The organism is Clostridium amazonense (assembly GCF_056431285.1).
In genome coordinates this window covers 453,824-472,627 of sequence record NZ_JBWKMH010000031.1, presented here as the reverse complement: position 1 = coordinate 472,627, position 18,804 = coordinate 453,824, and the positions used below count along the sequence as shown (strand labels likewise).

Genomic DNA, 18,804 nt, shown 5'->3' with positions numbered 1-18,804 from the left:
CCGTTCCAGTCGCACCTGTAGCTCCAGTGGCTCCGGCTGTTCCTGTGGCTCCCGTAGCTCCGGCTATTCCTGTTGCTCCTGTGGCTCCCGTAGCTCCTGCCGTTCCAGTCGCACCTGTAGCTCCAGTGGCTCCGGCTGTTCCTGTGGCTCCGGTGGCTCCTGTTGCCCCTGTAGCTCCGGCTGTTCCTGTGGCTCCCGTAGCTCCGGCTATTCCTGTTGCTCCTGTGGCTCCGGTTGCTCCGGCTGTTCCTGTGGCTCCGGCTATTCCTGTGGCTCCTGTTGGACCAGTTGGACCAGTTGGACCAGTTGGACCTGTAGCTCCAGTCGGGCAACACGGATTGCACTTATAATGAATTATAATAAAAGGTCTATTTTCACTTCTGCCTGACATAAAAGATATTATATCTCTTCTACCATTTCCGTAAAGAGTCAACCCATAATTTGGAGTTACACCTTGTACCCATTCTTTTACTATTTTAGTTATATTAATTCTAACATAACTATTTATATTAGTTTCATCAATAATTTTTTGTACACCTGTTTCTTCACTTCGTGGTGCTGTATTCCAAGTTACTGTATTAAAATTAAAATCTTCAATATTTCTATAAATATCTAAGGTAAATTTATCATTACAATTATTTATCATTGCATCTACAAATAATGCTAATTCTACTTTTACTATATCAACATAATTTTTAATTGTATTTAAATTAAATTTAATTAATGTTCTTAATATATCTATTTCACAAGCGTTACCTTCAACCTCACCAATCAATAAATAGGGCAATTCACTAAAATTTTCATTTTCTAGTTCTCGAGATACAAAGGTATCATTAGTGATACATATTTTTTTTTGTTTCAAAAAATAGCACCTCCTATATCTGACTATAATATATATTATTAAAGTCTCTTATATTAGGTTCTAAAAACTTAGTCAATAACATATAATATTAGTTATTAAAAATTGTTTGAAATTTAAATGTTTGTATAATGCACACATTAAAACTAATAGCAATCAATGAATCTTACATTGATTGCTATTAGTTTTATTTTATATTTTCTTTTAATGTTTCTATTACTGTTTTAGCTACGCCTCCACCAATCTGCATAATAGAATTAGCTGACTTATTTTTCAATGCATTTATCTGATTTATTGTTAAATCTTCACCTGATATTATTACGGGTGAATTATCTAGTGCAGCTACTGGACCTGCACTTAAAGCATCTACTAATTCAAATCCTTTAGTTATATATGCTTTATCTAATTTGTCATCATAAAACTTTTCTATAATAATAGCATTAGTCTCATATCTAGTTTTTCCACCTAATCTATTTTTACTTACATCATTAGAAGTTATCTTGTTAACTTCATTAATAACTTTTTCACTTACAACGCCATCTCCGCCAACTATGTATGCATTTTTAAGTTTTTCTGATTTTAACCACTGGTGAGTTTCTGATGTGATTTCATCTTTAGTTGATAAAATTATTGGCATATTTTCTTTTCCAGACACTGATGCTATAGATAATGCATCGGCTTCTCCAAATCCACCAGCTACTACTACATTTTCAACATCATAACAATTTTCATCTATATATTTTGCTATTGCTAGTGATGTTTCATATCTAGTTTTACCACTTAATCTTTCTATTTTATTTATTCCCACTTTATTCAATTTCTCTTCAATCTTCTTAGAAACAACACCTTCTCCACCGACTATTATGATATTATCTGCTCCTAACCTTTCAATTTCTCTTATAGTTTCATCTGGAATATCATTTAAGGTTGTAAGTAATATTGGAGCTTTTAAATGTGAAGCAAGTGGTGTAACAGTTAAACCATCTGCTAATGAAAATCCATTTGTTATTACTACTGTGTTAGCTTTGTCAAACTTATATTTACTTAACTTTGTTGCAGTTTCATATCTAGTACTTCCTACTATTTCTTCAACATTTAATACATTTTTGCTCACTGTAACTGTTATCTCTTTTGTTGTTACATTCCCGTTATTATCCTTTACTTCATATATAACTTTATAACTTCCTTCTTTTGATGTATCTACATTATTTGATATAACCTTTATTGACTTTGTTATATCTCCATCTTCTTTATCACTAGCTGTTACTCCTAATAATGGATCAAATTTTTCATTCAATTTTATTGTAATATTGTCCGCAACTATAATTGGTTTATTATTTGTAGAACCTGATGTACCCCCTCCTGTTGAACCTCCACCTGACACTTCAGAGTAAGTAAATTCGCCATCACCTACATTTTGTAATGTATCATACGTAATTTCATTATATGTCATAGATACTGCTTTAAATGCATCATGTCCTTTGCTATCATTAAACTTTATGTTATATTTAACATTCTCTTTTCCATTAATTTTTATAGTTCCAACTTCTAAATCATTTTTATCATTTACTAAGTTTTCTTTTGATGTTACATAAATATCTACCGTATTTTCAGCTTCATTATATTTAACATTAGATTTTCCTTTAGTCTTAATATCATTAGACCACTCTATATCCTTAAAGCTAACATCACCTTCAATCTTCAAACTCATTTGAAAGCCTTTAACTTGTGATTCCATATCATCTATAGCTATAGCTATTTCATTTCCACTCTTCTGAACACGACTTAATCTTGAAATCGTTGCAGCATAAGCATCTATAGCGCTCATAGACATCATTGTTGCACTTATTAAAAACGTGCTAATCATTAATTTTATTTTCTTCATTATTCCTCCTACAGGGTTTCAACTCAAACTTAAAATAATCTCTTTTAATCTTATAGTTTATTCCACAACTACATGTGGCTAATTAACAATTAACAGTTAGCAATTAACAATGATGGTTAATATTATTCACTTTGTTCTTAATATTTATGAATAGAAGTCCATAAAAACTACGTTTTTATATAATCTTTAAATAATTTGTTCTACAAATTATTTTTAAAATTGATTTAAAAAAACTGAGCTTTCAGTTTTATCCTTCATTGTTAATTGTTCATCCCTAATTGTTAATTTTTATAAATTATTTTATTTTTAATCTTCTCTTCTTCTATAAGTTATTTCATTTGGAACAATTCCACCCTCTAATTCAATCTCAGGTAAATTTTCTGGAATTTTAACTCTTAAAGTATCACTTACAAGTCTTTGTCCTTCTAGTGTTTCAGCATTATCTACTCTATATAATTCTGCTCTTATATTAGACGTTAATAAATCTCTTTCTTCTTTACTTATCCAATATATCCATGTTCCACTACTAATTTGACCTAAGTGACCATCTTCTGGAACTTCTGCTAATATTATTTGTTCTCCACCTATAACATTGTTATTTTCATCTCTTAATAAAACAACATTAAATGCTGGATCTCCACGATACTCTCCTGTAACAACTATAGAATCCTTTGGAATATACTCATCTTCACCATTTCCAAATCTAAAGTCTTCTTTTAATATGCCTATTCCATTATCTGAAATTTCAACATTATCTCCTGGAGGTGCTATTATATCAACTTCCGCTGCTGATATAGCTTTTGCTCCCTTAGCTACAAGTTTTACATAAGATGTGTCATACGCAAAAAGTTGTTTTCCTCCATCTACACCTTCCTTATTAAAATAAACTAGCTCTGTTGGATTATTCTTATCTACATTAAATCTTCCAGTCTTAGCTAAAGTCCAATTTTCTTTATCATTACTTACATAAATCTCATAGTCTTTAATCGAGTTTTCTGCAATCCTATCAATTAACTTGTCTTCAACTAATGCAGTATATTTAAATCCTACAATTGATTGTTTATCATTCATTTCAATTATTATATTAGGGTCTTCATTTCCTTTTTTAGTTCCCTCATAGCTTGTTGAAATATTATCATCCTTAACTTTATTTATAGATGGATTATCCACTGGTCCACTTGGATTCATTTCTGTATTTTTATCTTCATCATTTGAAGTGTTAGTACTAACTATCCAATCACCTTTGTCTATTGCTCCATCATGAGAAATTTTTATCTCTCCAATTTTTACTTTTTCTGTAGAATTTAGTAGATAATCATATGCTACAACTTCATAGCTAAAAGCTCTATTATTAGCTGCACTTATTATATCTGTGTATTCACTTTCTGTTGTAAATGCAACTGGTACACCATTTCTATATATTTCATATCCTAAAATCTTATCACTATCTTCTGATACAGATACTGAAAGCTTTACTTCTTTAGAATCTTTTACATATTGTCCATCAGTATAATCTACAAAACTTGCAATAGCCTTAGTTGAACCTGACATTGGAGTTATACCTTGTAATTTCTTTCTTCTAGCTTCATCATTTAAATACTGAATTTGTTTTGTCTCTTTTTCATACTTTGAAACATATTTTAAAGTTTCTTCAGTTGGTCTTAATCCCCACTTTATAAAGAAATCACTTAAATCTTTTCCAGCTGCATCACTGGCAAGTCTTATTAAAAGATTATCCTTATCAGCTTCCATAGTATTTTCTCTATAAAGTCTATTTAATTTAGCATAGAAAGACTGTCCATTTTCTAATAATGATTGGTTTGTTTCATTATCATAAGCTAAATGTAATTGCCAGAACATTCCTAGTGCTACAAACACATCAGATGGAACACCTATTGTTCTCGATGTAACTTTGTCATATATTGCTTCATATTTATTACTTGTTTCTAACCTTGATAAACTCTTATCATCAAAAGTTTGTGCAAGTAATGATAATATGTTGTTGCTTGTTTCTCCATAGATTCTATGACCTTCATCTATAACATGTCCTATTTCATGAGCAATTCCCCATCCAAATAAGCTACCTTCACTTAATGTTCCATCAACATTTTTAGTATGTGGTACACCCTTCATTAATGGCACAGTAGATCCATATTCAACACCTATATGTCCTGAGCTTGCATACATAAATGCACCATCAAACATTCTTGTATATCTTATATTTATACGTGATGATGGCATAGCATGCTTTGCTTCATTAGCATCTACCTTTCCATCATTGTTAATATCTGGATTTTCATATAATCCCTTTTTACCATAGGAAATATCCATAAGTTGTTCCCATGCTAATAATGAATTATATAATCTATTAACTTCATTTTCTTCTCCACTAATTCCTTCTGTAATTCCTTGTAGTGCAGCTTCTGCTGGAATTGTTAAAAGAACATTATCTGTAACTATCTCTGTGCTATTTAAAACACTAGTCTTTGGATCATACGAATATTCTTCTCCATCATATAAACTTTCTATATTATTTACATAATTTTTAAGCTCACTTATATATTTTTTAACTGTATTCTTAATTTCTGCTTCATTTTCTAGTCCTGCTACAGAAAGAACTGGAATTTTTGTTCCTCCACTAACTCTAATTTTTATCTCATTATTAGATTTAGATGTACTTGGATATCTAACATATACGGAGCCACCTCTTTCAGTGCTCATTGTTCCAATCTTAGGCACAGTAATTAAATTTTTACCTTTTTTAAGATTTTTTACTGTAGTATTCCATTTCCCACTTTCAGGATAATACTGAGTAAATACTAATTCTGGTATCACATTGCCTTGAGTACCTACATATACAGCTATCTCTTCTCCTGCTCTTGCTGATATTCCTAGTGGCTGATAGTCATTAAGCTGCATAGCAAACCCTAAGTGACCATTCCTACCATTATTTATGTTTTGATCTACAGTTATTATGTCATTAGATATTTCTTTATCTTGTAATATATTTTTTGCTAAACTTAACTCAAATAATATGTTATCTCTATTTGGATGATATTCATCACTATATTCATCTTTTGTATTAATACGATTTTCTAATTCTTCTATCTGCTCTAGAGTTACATCTTTATTTAATTCAAGAAGCAAATCATCAGTAAATAATGCTCTTACATCATCTTCTATACTGTCATAATGATAAAACTTAAGTTCTGATGCACTCATAGTCGCTGCATATGCACGGTGATGCTTAACTTGTATCTTTTTCGCATTTACTTTTGGGAATTTAACACTATACACACCTTTTTCAAGTGCGCTAACAGTTATTTCATTTTTAGAAAACTCTCTTTCTACAAGTGTACCATCTTCACTTTCTTCCCAAACTTTTACTGCATGATTAACATACATGGTTCCATAATCGCCATCTCGTCTTGCAACATATACCATTCTATCCATTTCATATGCTTCATCAAATGTTACTATTGGTCCATTAAATCTATTACCACCAGCATCAGTCCAATGAGTAGCATAATCATTATCTACTACATTAAATTTATTAAATCCCTCTGGATATTCATTTGGATTATACCCACCACTATATTCAACATCTATTATGTGATTAGTTGTAATACCTTCTCCATTTGGTGTATTTAGTAATTTATAATTCGTTGTTTTTGGTGCTGTTATTGTTGTTGTTTTAGCCTTATATGTTTGAGACTTTTCACTAACCCCTATAGAATTATAAGCTGTTAGATACATTTCATATTCTGCTTCATCTTCTAAATTTTTTATAGAATATGATGTTGATGTAATTCCCTTAACTTCTTTAAATTCAGAATCTCCAGTTTTCTTATAATATAAATTATATCCTTCTGCCTTTTTATTTTTACTCCAAGACAATGCAACTTCTCTATATTTACCCTCTGCATTAATGCCTTCTGGTGGTGCTGGCTTTTCAGTTGGTACTGGTGTTCCTATAACTCCATCTGAATATCCGCTACTCCACTCCTCATTTAACGATTGAACACTTAATGTATAGTTTGAAAAATTATTAAGTTTCTCAAATTCAGCTGAATTTTTACTAGTTTGTACTATTTTTGTTTCTTTAACTACACCATTTTCTATTAATTCACACTTAGCTTCATATCCTGTAACATTTGTTTCTTTATCCCAAGTTAATGTAAGTTTTTCGTTTTCTGCTTTAACCTTTAAGTTTTTAGGAATATTCATCTCTGGTTCTGGAACTTTATCATAAACATTATTTAAAAATTCTACTTTTCCAATCTCAGTAAGATTATTATTGCTACTTGTTCCTGTTACAACTATTTTTACTTTCTTTACAGCTACTTGTTTACCTAAATTTATAACTATTGATCCATTTACTGTATCATCAGAAAAACGTGCTATATTCTTTGCTGTTTCTTCTAAGTTATAATTTACAGTTTGTTCAACTCCATTTTCATCTACAACAATAACCTGACCTTTTGTTGGCGCTAAACCTAAATTTTGAGGATTAATTCTTATTTGCTCCATTTGAACTATATCATTAAACTCCATCCCTATTTCTACAGGACTCTCCTCTGATATAGTATCTGTATTTTCTATAATTACAGCTGAACCATTATCTACAAATATATCTTCTATACTACCTTGTTTTATAACGCCCTTACTTTCTTCTAATTTTATAGTGTTGGGATTTATAATTGCATTAGTATTAACTACAGCTGCTCCCTTAGCATTTACATTTAAACTATTGTGGACATAAGTTAAATCTGTTAAATCTACTTTCCCATCTCTATTTAAATCATATTTCTTAATTAATTCTGAATTAGTTGTATCTATATTATTTAATAGTAAATTATAATCTTCATCATTCACTATTCCATTTTCATCTATATCTCCTGGCAAAAAAACTCCATCATTACTTATAGATATTCTCTTTGAATAATTTTCAATATCTACATTATCTATATTTACACTTTTAAATCCTGTTCCATTTAAATTTAAATTATACTTATCAGTAGGTAAATTGTAGAATTTAATTGCATAATAGTATACATTTAAATCTTCTTTAGTAACTTCACTACCTTCATGATTTAGCTTTCTTACTTTATATGTTATTTCCTCACCATTAAAAGTCACTTTTTCAACTTTTTCAACTTCTTCTGAACCTGCCCCACCTAATGGCAATACAATAGAATCACTACTACTATTAAGTGTAACTTTAATATCAGTCGACTCTTCTGTTGTATTTCTTATTGGCATCTTAAAGTTAATATCTACTTCTAAATCTCCCTTTAATTTAACAGGCGTTGTTTTAGTTTCAACTTCTGTTACATGTTCCCCCACATTTGTTTCAGCAAATACTGGCACACTATATGACGTTATTAATGCCATAGCTACCAACCCTGCAACTACTCTCTTCATTGACTTCCCTCCTTAGTTTAGAAATTCATCTTTTTTGGTAATTTTATCTATTTAAATTGTCGAAATTTGTATTATTTACTTAATATTTTATTTTGTTTCGTTACATCTTTTACACTTTGTTAATAATTATGATTATTAAATATAAAAAGATTAGACTGATTATCAATCTAACCTTTTATTTCCATTTGTTATTTTATAATTACCCCTAATAACTTAGCTAGTTCAATTGCTTGTAATGCCGATACCCTCGCTCCTTTTAATTCATTACCTGAAAGAAGTATTCCTGAAATATCACTATCTGAGAAATCTATATTTTTTAATTTTGTATTCATAAATTCACATAGTTTTAAATCACAATATGAAAATGATATTTTACTAAAGTTACATTCTGTGAAACTTGTACTTTCCATATTACATTCTTCAAAATTTACTGATTTAATCTTTGAAAATGAAAAATTTGAGTATTTAGCCACATTATTTTTAAAGTAAACATTCTCCATACTACATCCAGTAAAATTGGCACCTATTAACTTGCAGTCTTTAAATTCTACTCTATGTATACTTCCATCTGAGAAATTAACATTTGATAAATCACAGTTTTCAAAAACAACATTACTTAAATCTACTCTTTCAAATGTACATTCATTTAAAATTACATTTTTAAAATAACACCCATTAAACTCAACACCACTTTCTTCTATATAATCCAAGGTTTCTTCCTGTATTAAGCAATCTTCTAAATATTTTTCTTCACTTATAGCTTTTCCTATATTTTCACACTTGTATAACTCATTAGATATATTTGTCTTTAATAATTTATATAAATCTGCCATATGCTCACCCCTAATTAATATTTATTTTGTACATATATATAGGGTTCCAAGTTTAACATTTAAATTATTCAATCAAAAAATTGGAACGCAAAATAGTGATGCATGCTCATAAACTTAGCATTTAAAAATTTATGAATAACTTAAACTTTGAGCTTGTTTCACTATAGGGTTCCAAGTTCAAATTTTAAATAATCTTTATTAAATGATATTATTAAGCTTACAGTTTATTCTGATATCATGATTGAAACAAATTAAGAATTAAGAGTGAAAAGTGAATAGTTATGGTTAATATTACTCATTTCATTCCTAATATCTAAAAATAGAAATGCTTAAAAACTGCGTTTTTATATTGTTTTGAACTAATTTGCTCTGCAAATTTAATAAAAAATCATTCTTTAAAATTGGAAATCCAATTTTCACCTTCACTGTCCATTGTCAATTTTAAAAATATAGATTAAAACTCAAAATTAAAACTCTCAACTGAAACATGAATAACTTAAAGTTTAAACTTGTTTCCCTATATAGTTCTCCAAATTCAAATTTTAAATAACACATTTATCAATTGAAAAACTTTTTTCTTTCATCAAGAAACAGAAATCATTTAAATAATTTAATTTTTAACTTGACCCCCTATATAATGATTATATAATAAATTAATTGTCCATTATACAAATTAGGTATATACTTTCTTATATATTTATGTGGTGAAGGGAGAATTTTATGGCTAGTTTAATATTAGAGGGTGGAACATTTAGGCCTATATTTAGTGCCGGTGTAATGGATGCCCTTTTAGATAATGATATTATGTTTCCTTATTGTATAGGTGTTTCAGCTGGCATTACTAATGGAATATCCTACTTGTCTAGACAAAAGAAACGAAATTTAGAAGTTATGGAATCTTACAGAAATGATAGTAGATATTTCGGCTTTAGAAATTTTTTTAAATGTAAAAGCTTATTTGGTTTAGATTTCGTATTTGATGAAATTCCTAATAAATTAATTCCTTTTGATATGGAAACATTTTTAAAGTATGAAGGAAAAGCACTGGTAGGAGTTACTAATGCGATTACTGGACAAACTGAATATTTAGATGCTAAAAATTTAGATGATAAATGTACTATGCTTAGAGCTACTTGTGCTATACCATTATTTTTTCCTGCTATCAAAATCAATAATAATTATTATTTTGATGGTGGTATTTGTGATCCTATTCCTATAAAAAAAGCTATATCTGACGGAAATGATAAACATTTAATAATTCTTACACGTCCTAAGGAATATGTAAAAGAATTTAGTAAAAAAAATGTGTTTGCTTCCAAAGTATTATATAAAAAATATCCTAAATTAAAAGAGCCTTTACTTAATAGACATAAACTATATAATGAAACAGTAAAGTATTGTGAAACTCTTGAAAAAGAAGGAAAGGCTATAATAATACGACCTACTTTAAACCAATCTATCGATAGTTTTGAAAAAGATATAACTAAACTAAAAAAAGGATATACCGATGGATATAATGCAGCTATAGAAAAACTAGATGAAATTAAAAAATTATTTGCATAATAAAATTGCTGGGGCATTTTTTAATTAACTTTTAAATTAATTATAAAATGCCCCAATTGTGTATTTTTTATTTTTTAAGTTTAATTATTACCTTAAATAAGTCTCCATCTACTTTTATATCAAATTTTCCACCATGTAAATCCACAAATGTTTTTGCTATTGCAAGCCCTAATCCAGAACCTTCTGTATTTCTTGACTTATCTCCTCTTACAAATCTTTCAACCATTTCATCTACATTTAAACTTATTTCTGTTGCTGACATATTTTTAAGTACTATTTCAACATATTCCTTATTATTTTTAATATCAATATATACTCTAGAATTAGGCATTGCATATTTAGTTATATTAATTATAAGATTTTCAAAAACTCTAAACATACGTTGACTGTCTAATGATAACATTACTTTTTCTATTGGAAAATTACTTTTAATCACTAATCCAGATTTTTGTATTTTATCATCTAATTCCAATAAAGTTTGTTTCATTAAAGATACAACATCTACATCTATTAAATTTAACGTTATATTTCCACTTGTAGCTTTGCTTACTTCAAATAAATCCTCTATTAATTCTTGTAATCTTTCAGATTTTCTATCCAATATTTCCAAATACTCTTTTCTCTTTTCATCTGAAATATTTTCATCTTTCAATAAATCTGTATATGTTATTATCGCCGTTAATGGTGTTTTTAAATCATGTGACACATTTGATATAAGATCTGTTTTCATTTTTTGACTTTTTGTTTCTTCCTCTACAGCATTTTTAAATCCCTTTTGTATACTTTCAACTTCATATTTAAATGAATTAAATATACCTAAATCTTCATCTATTTTTATATCTAAATTTCCTTTTGCTATTTTATTTGTAGCTTCAAATAATTTATTATACTTATCCTTTATTTCATTAGTATTTTTAGTTATGATTCTAAATAATATTATTGTATAAATTACAGCTACTATAATTCCCAAAAACCACATGCTACACATAATAACTAGTATTATAAAATTTATTATTAATATTTTTTTAACCTTCTTTTTATTATCATCCTTTAAATCTAAATTTTTAAATCTTACCATACTATTATTCCAACATTTTAATAGCCATTTAAACACCTTAACAGTCAAGCATTGTGTTTTAAAATATGCTTTTATACCTTTATTTAATATATACTTTATTAACAATATTTCTAAAAATATTATGAATAATAATATAAACCAATACATTACATTAACTAATGTTACCATCCATATAGCTAGAGATTGTGTAATATTTAATTTTATAAAGAAGTTTAAAAAACTTCCTTTAATAGTATCTATAATAATAATTTCATGTGAATTTGAAATATACATAAGAGCCATAAATAAAATTAAAAAATGAATTTCAAATGGTAATTTTGAAAATTTTTCAAATCCAATTATTTGCTTTGATTTTTTATATGGAATAATAACTGCCATCAAACCAATAATTATAAGTGCTATTTTTATAAAAAAGCTTTCTGCTTCTAAATAAGACCAGCCTTCTGTACTTTCCATATAATAAGTTATCTGATCATCATATAACAATTCTTTTGGCACACCATATACAAATCTTGTGTTTTTTATTGGATTAAGTTCTAATCCATTATAGTTTAATATTTCTTCATTATCCCACTCAAATTGATCATAAAGATAGTTTACATTAATTCCATGTGTATTTTTTATTGTTGCATTTCCTCTATCATCAAAATCTATAACAATATAAAATCTATATACATTATTTAAACTTTCCTGATCCTTAGGATCAATTTTATCATTCATTAAACTTTGTAAAATCTCATTTCCTTTAAAAACTGACTCATTGTTTTCTTTATTTTTTACACAATATTCTAAATTTCTAAGGCTAGATTCTATATCTCTTCTCCAACTTCTCAATTCATTTTTCCCATATTCAATTCTATCTTTTATATATTCTTCACTATATTCTGATTGCATTGAGTTTGAATTCATCATATCATTTGCATTTAATATAGCATTTATAGCTTCTTCATCATTTTTTGATTTGTTTTTTATTACATCAAAATATAATGCATAATTACTTCTATTCAAGTATGTTATAAATTCACTTCTTTCAAATGGATTAAAATTTTTTTCTTTTGCAAATTGTTCTATTTTGGGATATGAAAGATACATTCCTAATGCTACAAAGAATAATATTATTCCTACTATTAAATTTACAAATATTTTACTGTTTTTCGATTTTATATCCAACTCCCCACACCACCTTTAAATACTTTGGATTTTTAGGATTTATTTCTATTTTTTCTCTTATATTCCTCACATGAACCATTATTGTATCTGTATTAACTGCTTGCTCTCCCCAAACTCTTTCATATATTTCATCACTTGAAAATACTCTTCCTGGATTTTTCATAAGTAATGTTAATATTTTAAATTCACTTGGAGTTGTTTTTACTAGTTTTCCATCTACTAAAACCTCTTTTGTATCTGTATTAAGTTCTAATCCACCTGTAACATAAACATTTTCTACCTTTTCTTTTTCTTGTGCCATGCTTAAATATTTAGTATACCTTCTTAATTGAGAGTTTACTCTTGCTAATAGTTCTAATGGTCTAAATGGCTTAGTAACATAATCATCTGCACCTATATTTAATCCCATTATTTTATCCACTTCTTCTGATTTTGCAGAAAGCATTATAACGGGAAACTCATAATTTTGTCTAAGCTTCATTGTAAATGTTATTCCATCCATCTTTGGCATCATTATATCCACTATTGCTAAATGTATTGTTTCATTTTCTAATATTTCAAGTCCTTCGAAACCATCATTTCCTATAAAAACGTTGTATCCTTGATTTACTAAATATGCTTCTATTGCATTAGCTATGTCCTTCTCATCTTCTAAAACTAAAATATTATATAAACTCATAACTATCCTCTCCTACTATATTAATTAATCTTCATTAATTAATTATACAATATAAAATTACCTCCTCTACTTATTTATTAGGAGAACTTATTTTTTTTATATAAATCATATATAATGTTATCTTTATATTAATAATAAAATTTAAAGATTATTGATAAATAAAACTAAAGAATTCCTAAAGAATTTTAAAATTATAATTTTAAAATACAAAAAGCCGTAAATCAACGGCTTTTTATATACTATTTATTTATATCATGCTCTAACTTTCTCTCAATTTTTTCTTCTTTTTTAATTCATGTTCAATATCTCTTTCAATTTTATTTTTCTTTTTTACCTCATCTTCCATTTGATGCTTTATTTCTTTTGCAAATTTCTTTTCTGAATATCTTTCTTTCATATCTTCTATTATTTCTTCATTGTGAGATTTAATACCCTGTATAGTTTCTTTTAATCTTTCCTCAAAATCATTCATAAAAAATCCTCCTAAATTTAATTATAAATTTAGGATGTACATTTATCTTTATATTATAGGGTTCCAAGTTCAAATTTAAACTAACACATTTATCAAATAATAATTCTAGTGTTACAAGTTATGCCTATTTTTATATTTGGAATAAGTTTGGAGCTTATATAAATAAAGACTCATTCACTTATAGAATGAGTCTTTTTATTACATATAATCAGAAGTTTCTTCTGGCAATCCCTTTTTCTTTAATTTATCTTCAATAATATCTTTAATTATTGAATAAATAATTGCAAATAATGGCACTCCTATTATCATTCCTAATAAACCTAAGAATTTTCCTGTTACTAAAAGTGCAAACAATATCCAAAAAGCAGAAACCCCTATAGAATCTCCTAAAATTTTAGGTCCTATAATATTTCCATCTATTTGTTGAATTATAAGTATAATTAATAAAAACCATAATGCTTTTATTGGTGATACAAATAATATTATTACAAATGAAGGAATAGCACCAAAGAATGGTCCAAAAAATGGTATTATATTAGTTATTCCTATTATCACTGAAACTAATAATGTATATGGCATTTTAAATATTGTTAAAACAATAAATGTTAATATACCAATAATTAATGAATCTAATATTTTTCCACTTATAAATTTTTCAAAAGTCTTATTACTTCTATGTGTTAATTCTAATATTCTTTTAGTAGCTTTTTCTGAAAATAATGCATATGTAATTTTTTTGCATAATCCAAAAAACTTTTCTTTATCTATTAATAAATAAGCAGATACTATTATACCTAAAACTATATTCCAAACACGAGAAGCAACATTTTTTAACATATTTCCTAGTATAGGTATTAAATCTGTTAAGAATTGAATAATATAGTTTACAAATTCATTCCACTTCTCTAATGCCAATTTAAAATATTCTTCATTTAAATTTAATTTACTCATTAATTGGTCTGACATTTCACTTAAATTTTTCACATAATGTGGAATATCATTAGCAAGTCCTACAATACTTTCAACTAATTGTGGAAATACAAAATTAAAGAATAAAAATAATATAACAAACAATGTTATATATGTAAATAGAACGCCTACTCCACGCTTAGATTTTGGCTTCATTTTTTCAAAAGCCTTTTTACTTAAAATTTTATCCTCATAAAACTTTAAAATAGAGTTTAAAAGATATGCAATTGCAAATCCTATTATAAATGGTTGAAATGTTGCCATAATGTTGTCTAATTCAGTTGTAAAAACTGTCAAATCTGATGCAATTAAATAAAATACAACACTTAAACAAATTACGATAAATGAATATACTGCAACAGTCGTATATTTTCTATTCCAATCTATCTTCACAGTTACCTCCAAATTTTTATTTATATTACTAAACTTTTTTAGTTATTTCTATACTTACTGATACCTCCTTTTTAACAATATTTTATATTATTATAAACTAATTATGTGCTTTTTTAAACTTCTATAAATATTCTTAATAAAAACATAACAAAAGCATATAATTCCACTTTACTATAGGTTTCTAATCTCCAATTCAAAGTAATCCTTTTATCAAACTATAATATTAATCTTACAGTTTATTCTTATATAATGTTGGAAACCAAGTAAAAAGTAAGAGTGAAAAAATTCCTATACTATTAATTGTGTCCAAGTTTTTTTAATAATATCTTGATTAATTAGAGTTTTTAGAAATTATATAAATCCCCAATCAATAATTTTGATTGGAGAGTTATTTATTTTTCTGGAAGTTCTTTTATATTAGTAATATAATCACTATTTAATAATTGGTTTTCCTTTTTAGTTTTTACTTCTATCCAATTATCAACAACATCAATTATTTCACCTATAACCGCTCCCCCAATTCCTTCTGTTGATAACATACAATTCTTTCCTATATATTTTTTTATTAACTCATTACTCATCTTTATTCCCCCTCTTCTCTTTCTTGCTCTTTTTAATGCTATATCAGCATTTTTCTTATTAACAAATATTATAATTAAAAAGATAAATATTGGAATGCATAAATTTATCCATGATATCATCTCCATACTTTTATCTCCATTCATTTTATATTCTAATATTTTTTTTAATCCCCTAATATACTTTTAAAATAGAAATACCTAAAAACTACGTTTTTATATTGTTTTCAACTAATTTGATATTTAAATTTAATAAAAAGTCAATTTTAAAAATATAAATTAAAACTTAGCATTAAAATTATCAATTAAAATATTCATAACTTAAACTTCATAATTTAATTATATCATCACCTAATTAATATTTACCCTTTCATTCAAACATAATTTTAACATGCAATAAATAATTTAAGAGCGTTAAATTGCAATATATTGTATACTAATATTATTAAAATAATTCTATAAAAGAAAGGAATTTTTTATGATTTTTTCTTTAATAATTATAATAGGAATTTTTCTTTATATAAGCAATAATAAACTTTCCATAAATACTATAGTTTATGAAAACCATAAAATTCAAACTGATTTTAATGGATTTAAAATTATACATCTTTCTGACTTACATAATAAATCTTTTGGAAAAAATCAAAGTAAACTTATAACAAAAATTAACACTTTAAATCCTGATATTATTGTTATAACTGGTGATATAATAAATTCTTATAAAAAAGACACAAATAATGCTTTTGTATTATTAAAAGAACTTATTAAGTTATATCCTATTTATTATGTCCCTGGTAATCATGAAGCTAGACGTTCTGATTATCAAAAATTACTTTTGAATATAGAAAATTTAGGTATCATTGTTTTAAATAATACTACTTGTTCCATAAATATAAATAATTCAAAAATAAATATTTATGGATTAGAATATGATTTTTTTAATTATAAAAATCATTTTTCAACTGATATATTGAAATCTGTAGACGAAAAATATTTTAATATACTTTTATCTCATGGTCCTCATTACTTTGACTATTATGCTAAATTTAAGTTTGATTTAATCTTCTCTGGTCATGAACATGGTGGACAATTTAGAATTCCTTTTATTAAAAAAGGAATCTATGCTCCATCTGAAGGTCTATTTCCAAAATTCTCAGAGGGAATTCATAAAAAACATAACTCTACATTAATAGTTTCAAGAGGCCTCGGTAATAGCAGATTTCCTTTTAGACTCTTTAATCTTCCTGAAGTACTTTTAATAGAATTCAAAACTTCTAAATTTTAAATGAATTTAACAAATAAAACAGGTATATAACTATATTTTTATATACCTGTTTTTCATAAATTTCATCGTCCAGCTTGGAACCCTATAAAATTAACTTATAATATTAAATTATTCTATGCCTTATGTAGAGATTTTTCTTTAATTATTCCTACTATTGCAGGCAAAATAGATATAAATATAATTGCTAAAACCACCATAGTAAAGTGTTCTTGTACAAATTTTATATTACCAAAAAAATATCCTGAACATGAAACTAAAAACACCCAAAGAATTGCCCCAATTGCATTAAAACATAAAAATTTCTTATAATGCATATTGCTAACTCCTGCTACAAAGGGTGCAAAAGTACGAACTATTGGAACAAATCTAGCTATTATTATAGTTTTACCACCATATTTTTCATAAAATCCATGAGTTTTATCTATATATGACTTCTTTATAAATTTACCATCTTTTTTCATAAGTTTGTTCCCTAATTTATTACCTATAAAATAATTAACTGCATCTCCTAAAATAGCTGCTATTAAAACTACAATTACCAATATAAAAATATTCATATTTCCCATTGCTGCAAATGTAGCCGCTGCAAAAATTAATGAATCTCCTGGCAAAAACGGAGTAATAACTAATCCTGTTTCAAGAAAAATTACTATAAATAATATTATATATGTAAAAACCCCATATTGTCTTATAATTGTTCCTAGATATAAATCTAAATGCAAAAACACATCTAAAAACAAACTAAGCATCTCCATAAAATCCTCTCCTTCGAGTATATTACACCTATTATATATAATAATTTATCCCTTTTGATAATTTACATATTTTTTTAACAAACATTTAACTTACCTATTTTATTTAATCTTATCCATAAATTACTTGAACTTAAATTTTTACTCTATAATATATTTTTTTAGAATATCATTTGCTAAGATACTTATTTCTTCATGTATTGCATTTAATTCATTTAGTTCTCCGCTTTTAAGTGAATATACTTCTTCTACAATTTCTTCTGCATTACAAAAAAATTCTTCATACTCCTCTTCATTTAACTCTTCTAACTTATCATTTATAGGCTTAGGAAAATAAACCTCTTCACTTTCATATCCAAACATTTCTTTTGACTCAAATTCCTCTATCATTGCCATTATGATAACTATAATCTCATTTATTGTAAATTTATTTATCATTTCAATCTCCTTTTTACTATAGGGTTCCAAGTTCAAATTTAAACTAATCTTTTTATCAAATAATACTACTAAAGTTACATATTATTTATATTTTTATATTTGGAACCAATTAAAAACTAAGAGTGAACAGTGAAAAGTTATGGTAGATATTACTCTCTTTGTTCCTAATATGTAAAAATAGAAACACATAAAAACTAGTTTTTATATGATATTTAAATCATTTGATTAGCAAATTATCATAAAATTTGATTAAAAAACTGATACTTCAGTTTTATCCTTCATTGTTAATTGTTAATTTTCTATAGAACTTTCTCAACTAAAACATGAATAGCTTAAAGTTTTGACTTGGATTCCTATATATTCTTTTCTAACTATATATTATATCAATAAATTGAATATAAAAAATGAGATTATTTAAAAATAAAT

Annotated in this window: 13 protein-coding genes; 2 read left to right on the top strand and 11 right to left on the bottom strand. The window is 26.6% G+C overall.

Annotated elements, in window-relative coordinates:
• The 4 genes from AC07E4_RS14385 to AC07E4_RS14370 form a co-directional block, all read right to left on the bottom strand.
• A partial coding sequence (locus AC07E4_RS14385) for a DNRLRE domain-containing protein (RefSeq protein WP_478216765.1) occupies positions 1-862 on the bottom strand: 862 nt, incomplete at its 3' end.
• A 184-nt stretch (positions 863-1,046) separates the two neighbouring features.
• Positions 1,047-2,744 carry a cell wall-binding repeat-containing protein gene (locus tag AC07E4_RS14380; protein ID WP_478216764.1) on the bottom strand — a complete coding sequence of 566 codons (1,698 nt, stop codon included), beginning with the start codon at positions 2,742-2,744 and terminating at the stop codon, positions 1,047-1,049.
• Between the two features lie 306 nt (positions 2,745-3,050).
• The gene (locus tag AC07E4_RS14375; protein WP_478216763.1) at positions 3,051-8,168 is read right to left on the bottom strand and encodes a M60 family metallopeptidase; all 5,118 of its coding nucleotides are present in this window, start codon (positions 8,166-8,168) and stop codon (positions 3,051-3,053) included.
• 188 nt (positions 8,169-8,356) lie between these two features.
• Positions 8,357-9,001: a pentapeptide repeat-containing protein gene (locus AC07E4_RS14370; RefSeq protein WP_034439591.1), complete on the bottom strand. Its 645-nt coding sequence runs from the start codon at positions 8,999-9,001 to the stop codon at positions 8,357-8,359.
• A 720-nt stretch (positions 9,002-9,721) separates the two neighbouring features.
• On the opposite strand from AC07E4_RS14370, the gene AC07E4_RS14365 reads away from it, so the two are divergent.
• Complete coding sequence (locus AC07E4_RS14365) at positions 9,722-10,564, top strand: patatin-like phospholipase family protein (protein ID WP_040329515.1); 843 nt, start codon at positions 9,722-9,724, stop codon at positions 10,562-10,564.
• Between the two features lie 67 nt (positions 10,565-10,631).
• On the opposite strand, the gene AC07E4_RS14360 is transcribed toward AC07E4_RS14365, so the two are convergent.
• The 5 genes from AC07E4_RS14360 to AC07E4_RS14340 form a co-directional block, all read right to left on the bottom strand.
• Positions 10,632-12,812, bottom strand: coding sequence for a sensor histidine kinase (locus AC07E4_RS14360; RefSeq protein WP_478216762.1), 2,181 nt, complete (start codon positions 12,810-12,812; stop codon positions 10,632-10,634).
• A complete protein-coding gene (locus AC07E4_RS14355; protein ID WP_040329517.1) occupies positions 12,787-13,491 on the bottom strand; it encodes a response regulator transcription factor in 705 nt (234 codons plus the stop codon). Before AC07E4_RS14355 ends, AC07E4_RS14360 begins: the two co-directional genes overlap by 26 nt.
• Positions 13,492-13,750: 259 nt before the next feature.
• On the bottom strand, positions 13,751-13,963 hold the full coding sequence (locus AC07E4_RS14350) for a hypothetical protein (protein WP_478216761.1): 213 nt from the start codon (positions 13,961-13,963) through the stop codon (positions 13,751-13,753).
• Between the two features lie 198 nt (positions 13,964-14,161).
• Positions 14,162-15,325, bottom strand: a complete 1,164-nt coding sequence (locus tag AC07E4_RS14345) for an AI-2E family transporter (RefSeq protein ID WP_430830426.1) — start codon at positions 15,323-15,325, stop codon at positions 14,162-14,164.
• Positions 15,326-15,717: 392 nt separating this feature from the next.
• The gene (locus AC07E4_RS14340) at positions 15,718-16,032 is read right to left on the bottom strand and encodes a DUF6897 domain-containing protein (protein ID WP_478216760.1); all 315 of its coding nucleotides are present in this window, start codon (positions 16,030-16,032) and stop codon (positions 15,718-15,720) included.
• 349 nt (positions 16,033-16,381) lie between these two features.
• Between AC07E4_RS14340 and AC07E4_RS14335 the strand changes: the two genes are divergently transcribed.
• Complete coding sequence (locus AC07E4_RS14335) at positions 16,382-17,188, top strand: metallophosphoesterase (RefSeq protein ID WP_478216759.1); 807 nt, start codon at positions 16,382-16,384, stop codon at positions 17,186-17,188.
• Positions 17,189-17,301: 113 nt separating this feature from the next.
• Here the strand turns inward: AC07E4_RS14335 and AC07E4_RS14330 are convergent, their stop codons facing one another.
• Together AC07E4_RS14330 and AC07E4_RS14325 are read right to left on the bottom strand one after the other, a co-directional pair.
• The gene (locus tag AC07E4_RS14330; protein WP_040329524.1) at positions 17,302-17,943 is read right to left on the bottom strand and encodes a DedA family protein; all 642 of its coding nucleotides are present in this window, start codon (positions 17,941-17,943) and stop codon (positions 17,302-17,304) included.
• A 138-nt stretch (positions 17,944-18,081) separates the two neighbouring features.
• Positions 18,082-18,378 carry a hypothetical protein gene (locus AC07E4_RS14325; protein WP_040329526.1) on the bottom strand — a complete coding sequence of 99 codons (297 nt, stop codon included), beginning with the start codon at positions 18,376-18,378 and terminating at the stop codon, positions 18,082-18,084.
• Positions 18,379-18,804: the final 426 nt, after the last annotated feature.

Coding starts and splice junctions, on each gene's coding strand:
- AC07E4_RS14375 (WP_478216763.1), bottom strand. CDS start 8,168: ATGAAGAGAGTAGTTGCAGGGTTGGTAGCTATGGCATTAATAACGTCA.
- AC07E4_RS14380 (WP_478216764.1), bottom strand. CDS start 2,744: ATGAAGAAAATAAAATTAATGATTAGCACGTTTTTAATAAGTGCAACA.
- AC07E4_RS14330 (WP_040329524.1), bottom strand. CDS start 17,943: ATGGAGATGCTTAGTTTGTTTTTAGATGTGTTTTTGCATTTAGATTTA.
- AC07E4_RS14365 (WP_040329515.1), top strand. CDS start 9,722: ATGGCTAGTTTAATATTAGAGGGTGGAACATTTAGGCCTATATTTAGT.
- AC07E4_RS14370 (WP_034439591.1), bottom strand. CDS start 9,001: ATGGCAGATTTATATAAATTATTAAAGACAAATATATCTAATGAGTTA.
- AC07E4_RS14340 (WP_478216760.1), bottom strand. CDS start 16,032: ATGGAGATGATATCATGGATAAATTTATGCATTCCAATATTTATCTTT.
- AC07E4_RS14335 (WP_478216759.1), top strand. CDS start 16,382: ATGATTTTTTCTTTAATAATTATAATAGGAATTTTTCTTTATATAAGC.
- AC07E4_RS14355 (WP_040329517.1), bottom strand. CDS start 13,491: ATGAGTTTATATAATATTTTAGTTTTAGAAGATGAGAAGGACATAGCT.
- AC07E4_RS14325 (WP_040329526.1), bottom strand. CDS start 18,378: ATGATAAATAAATTTACAATAAATGAGATTATAGTTATCATAATGGCA.
- AC07E4_RS14350 (WP_478216761.1), bottom strand. CDS start 13,963: ATGAATGATTTTGAGGAAAGATTAAAAGAAACTATACAGGGTATTAAA.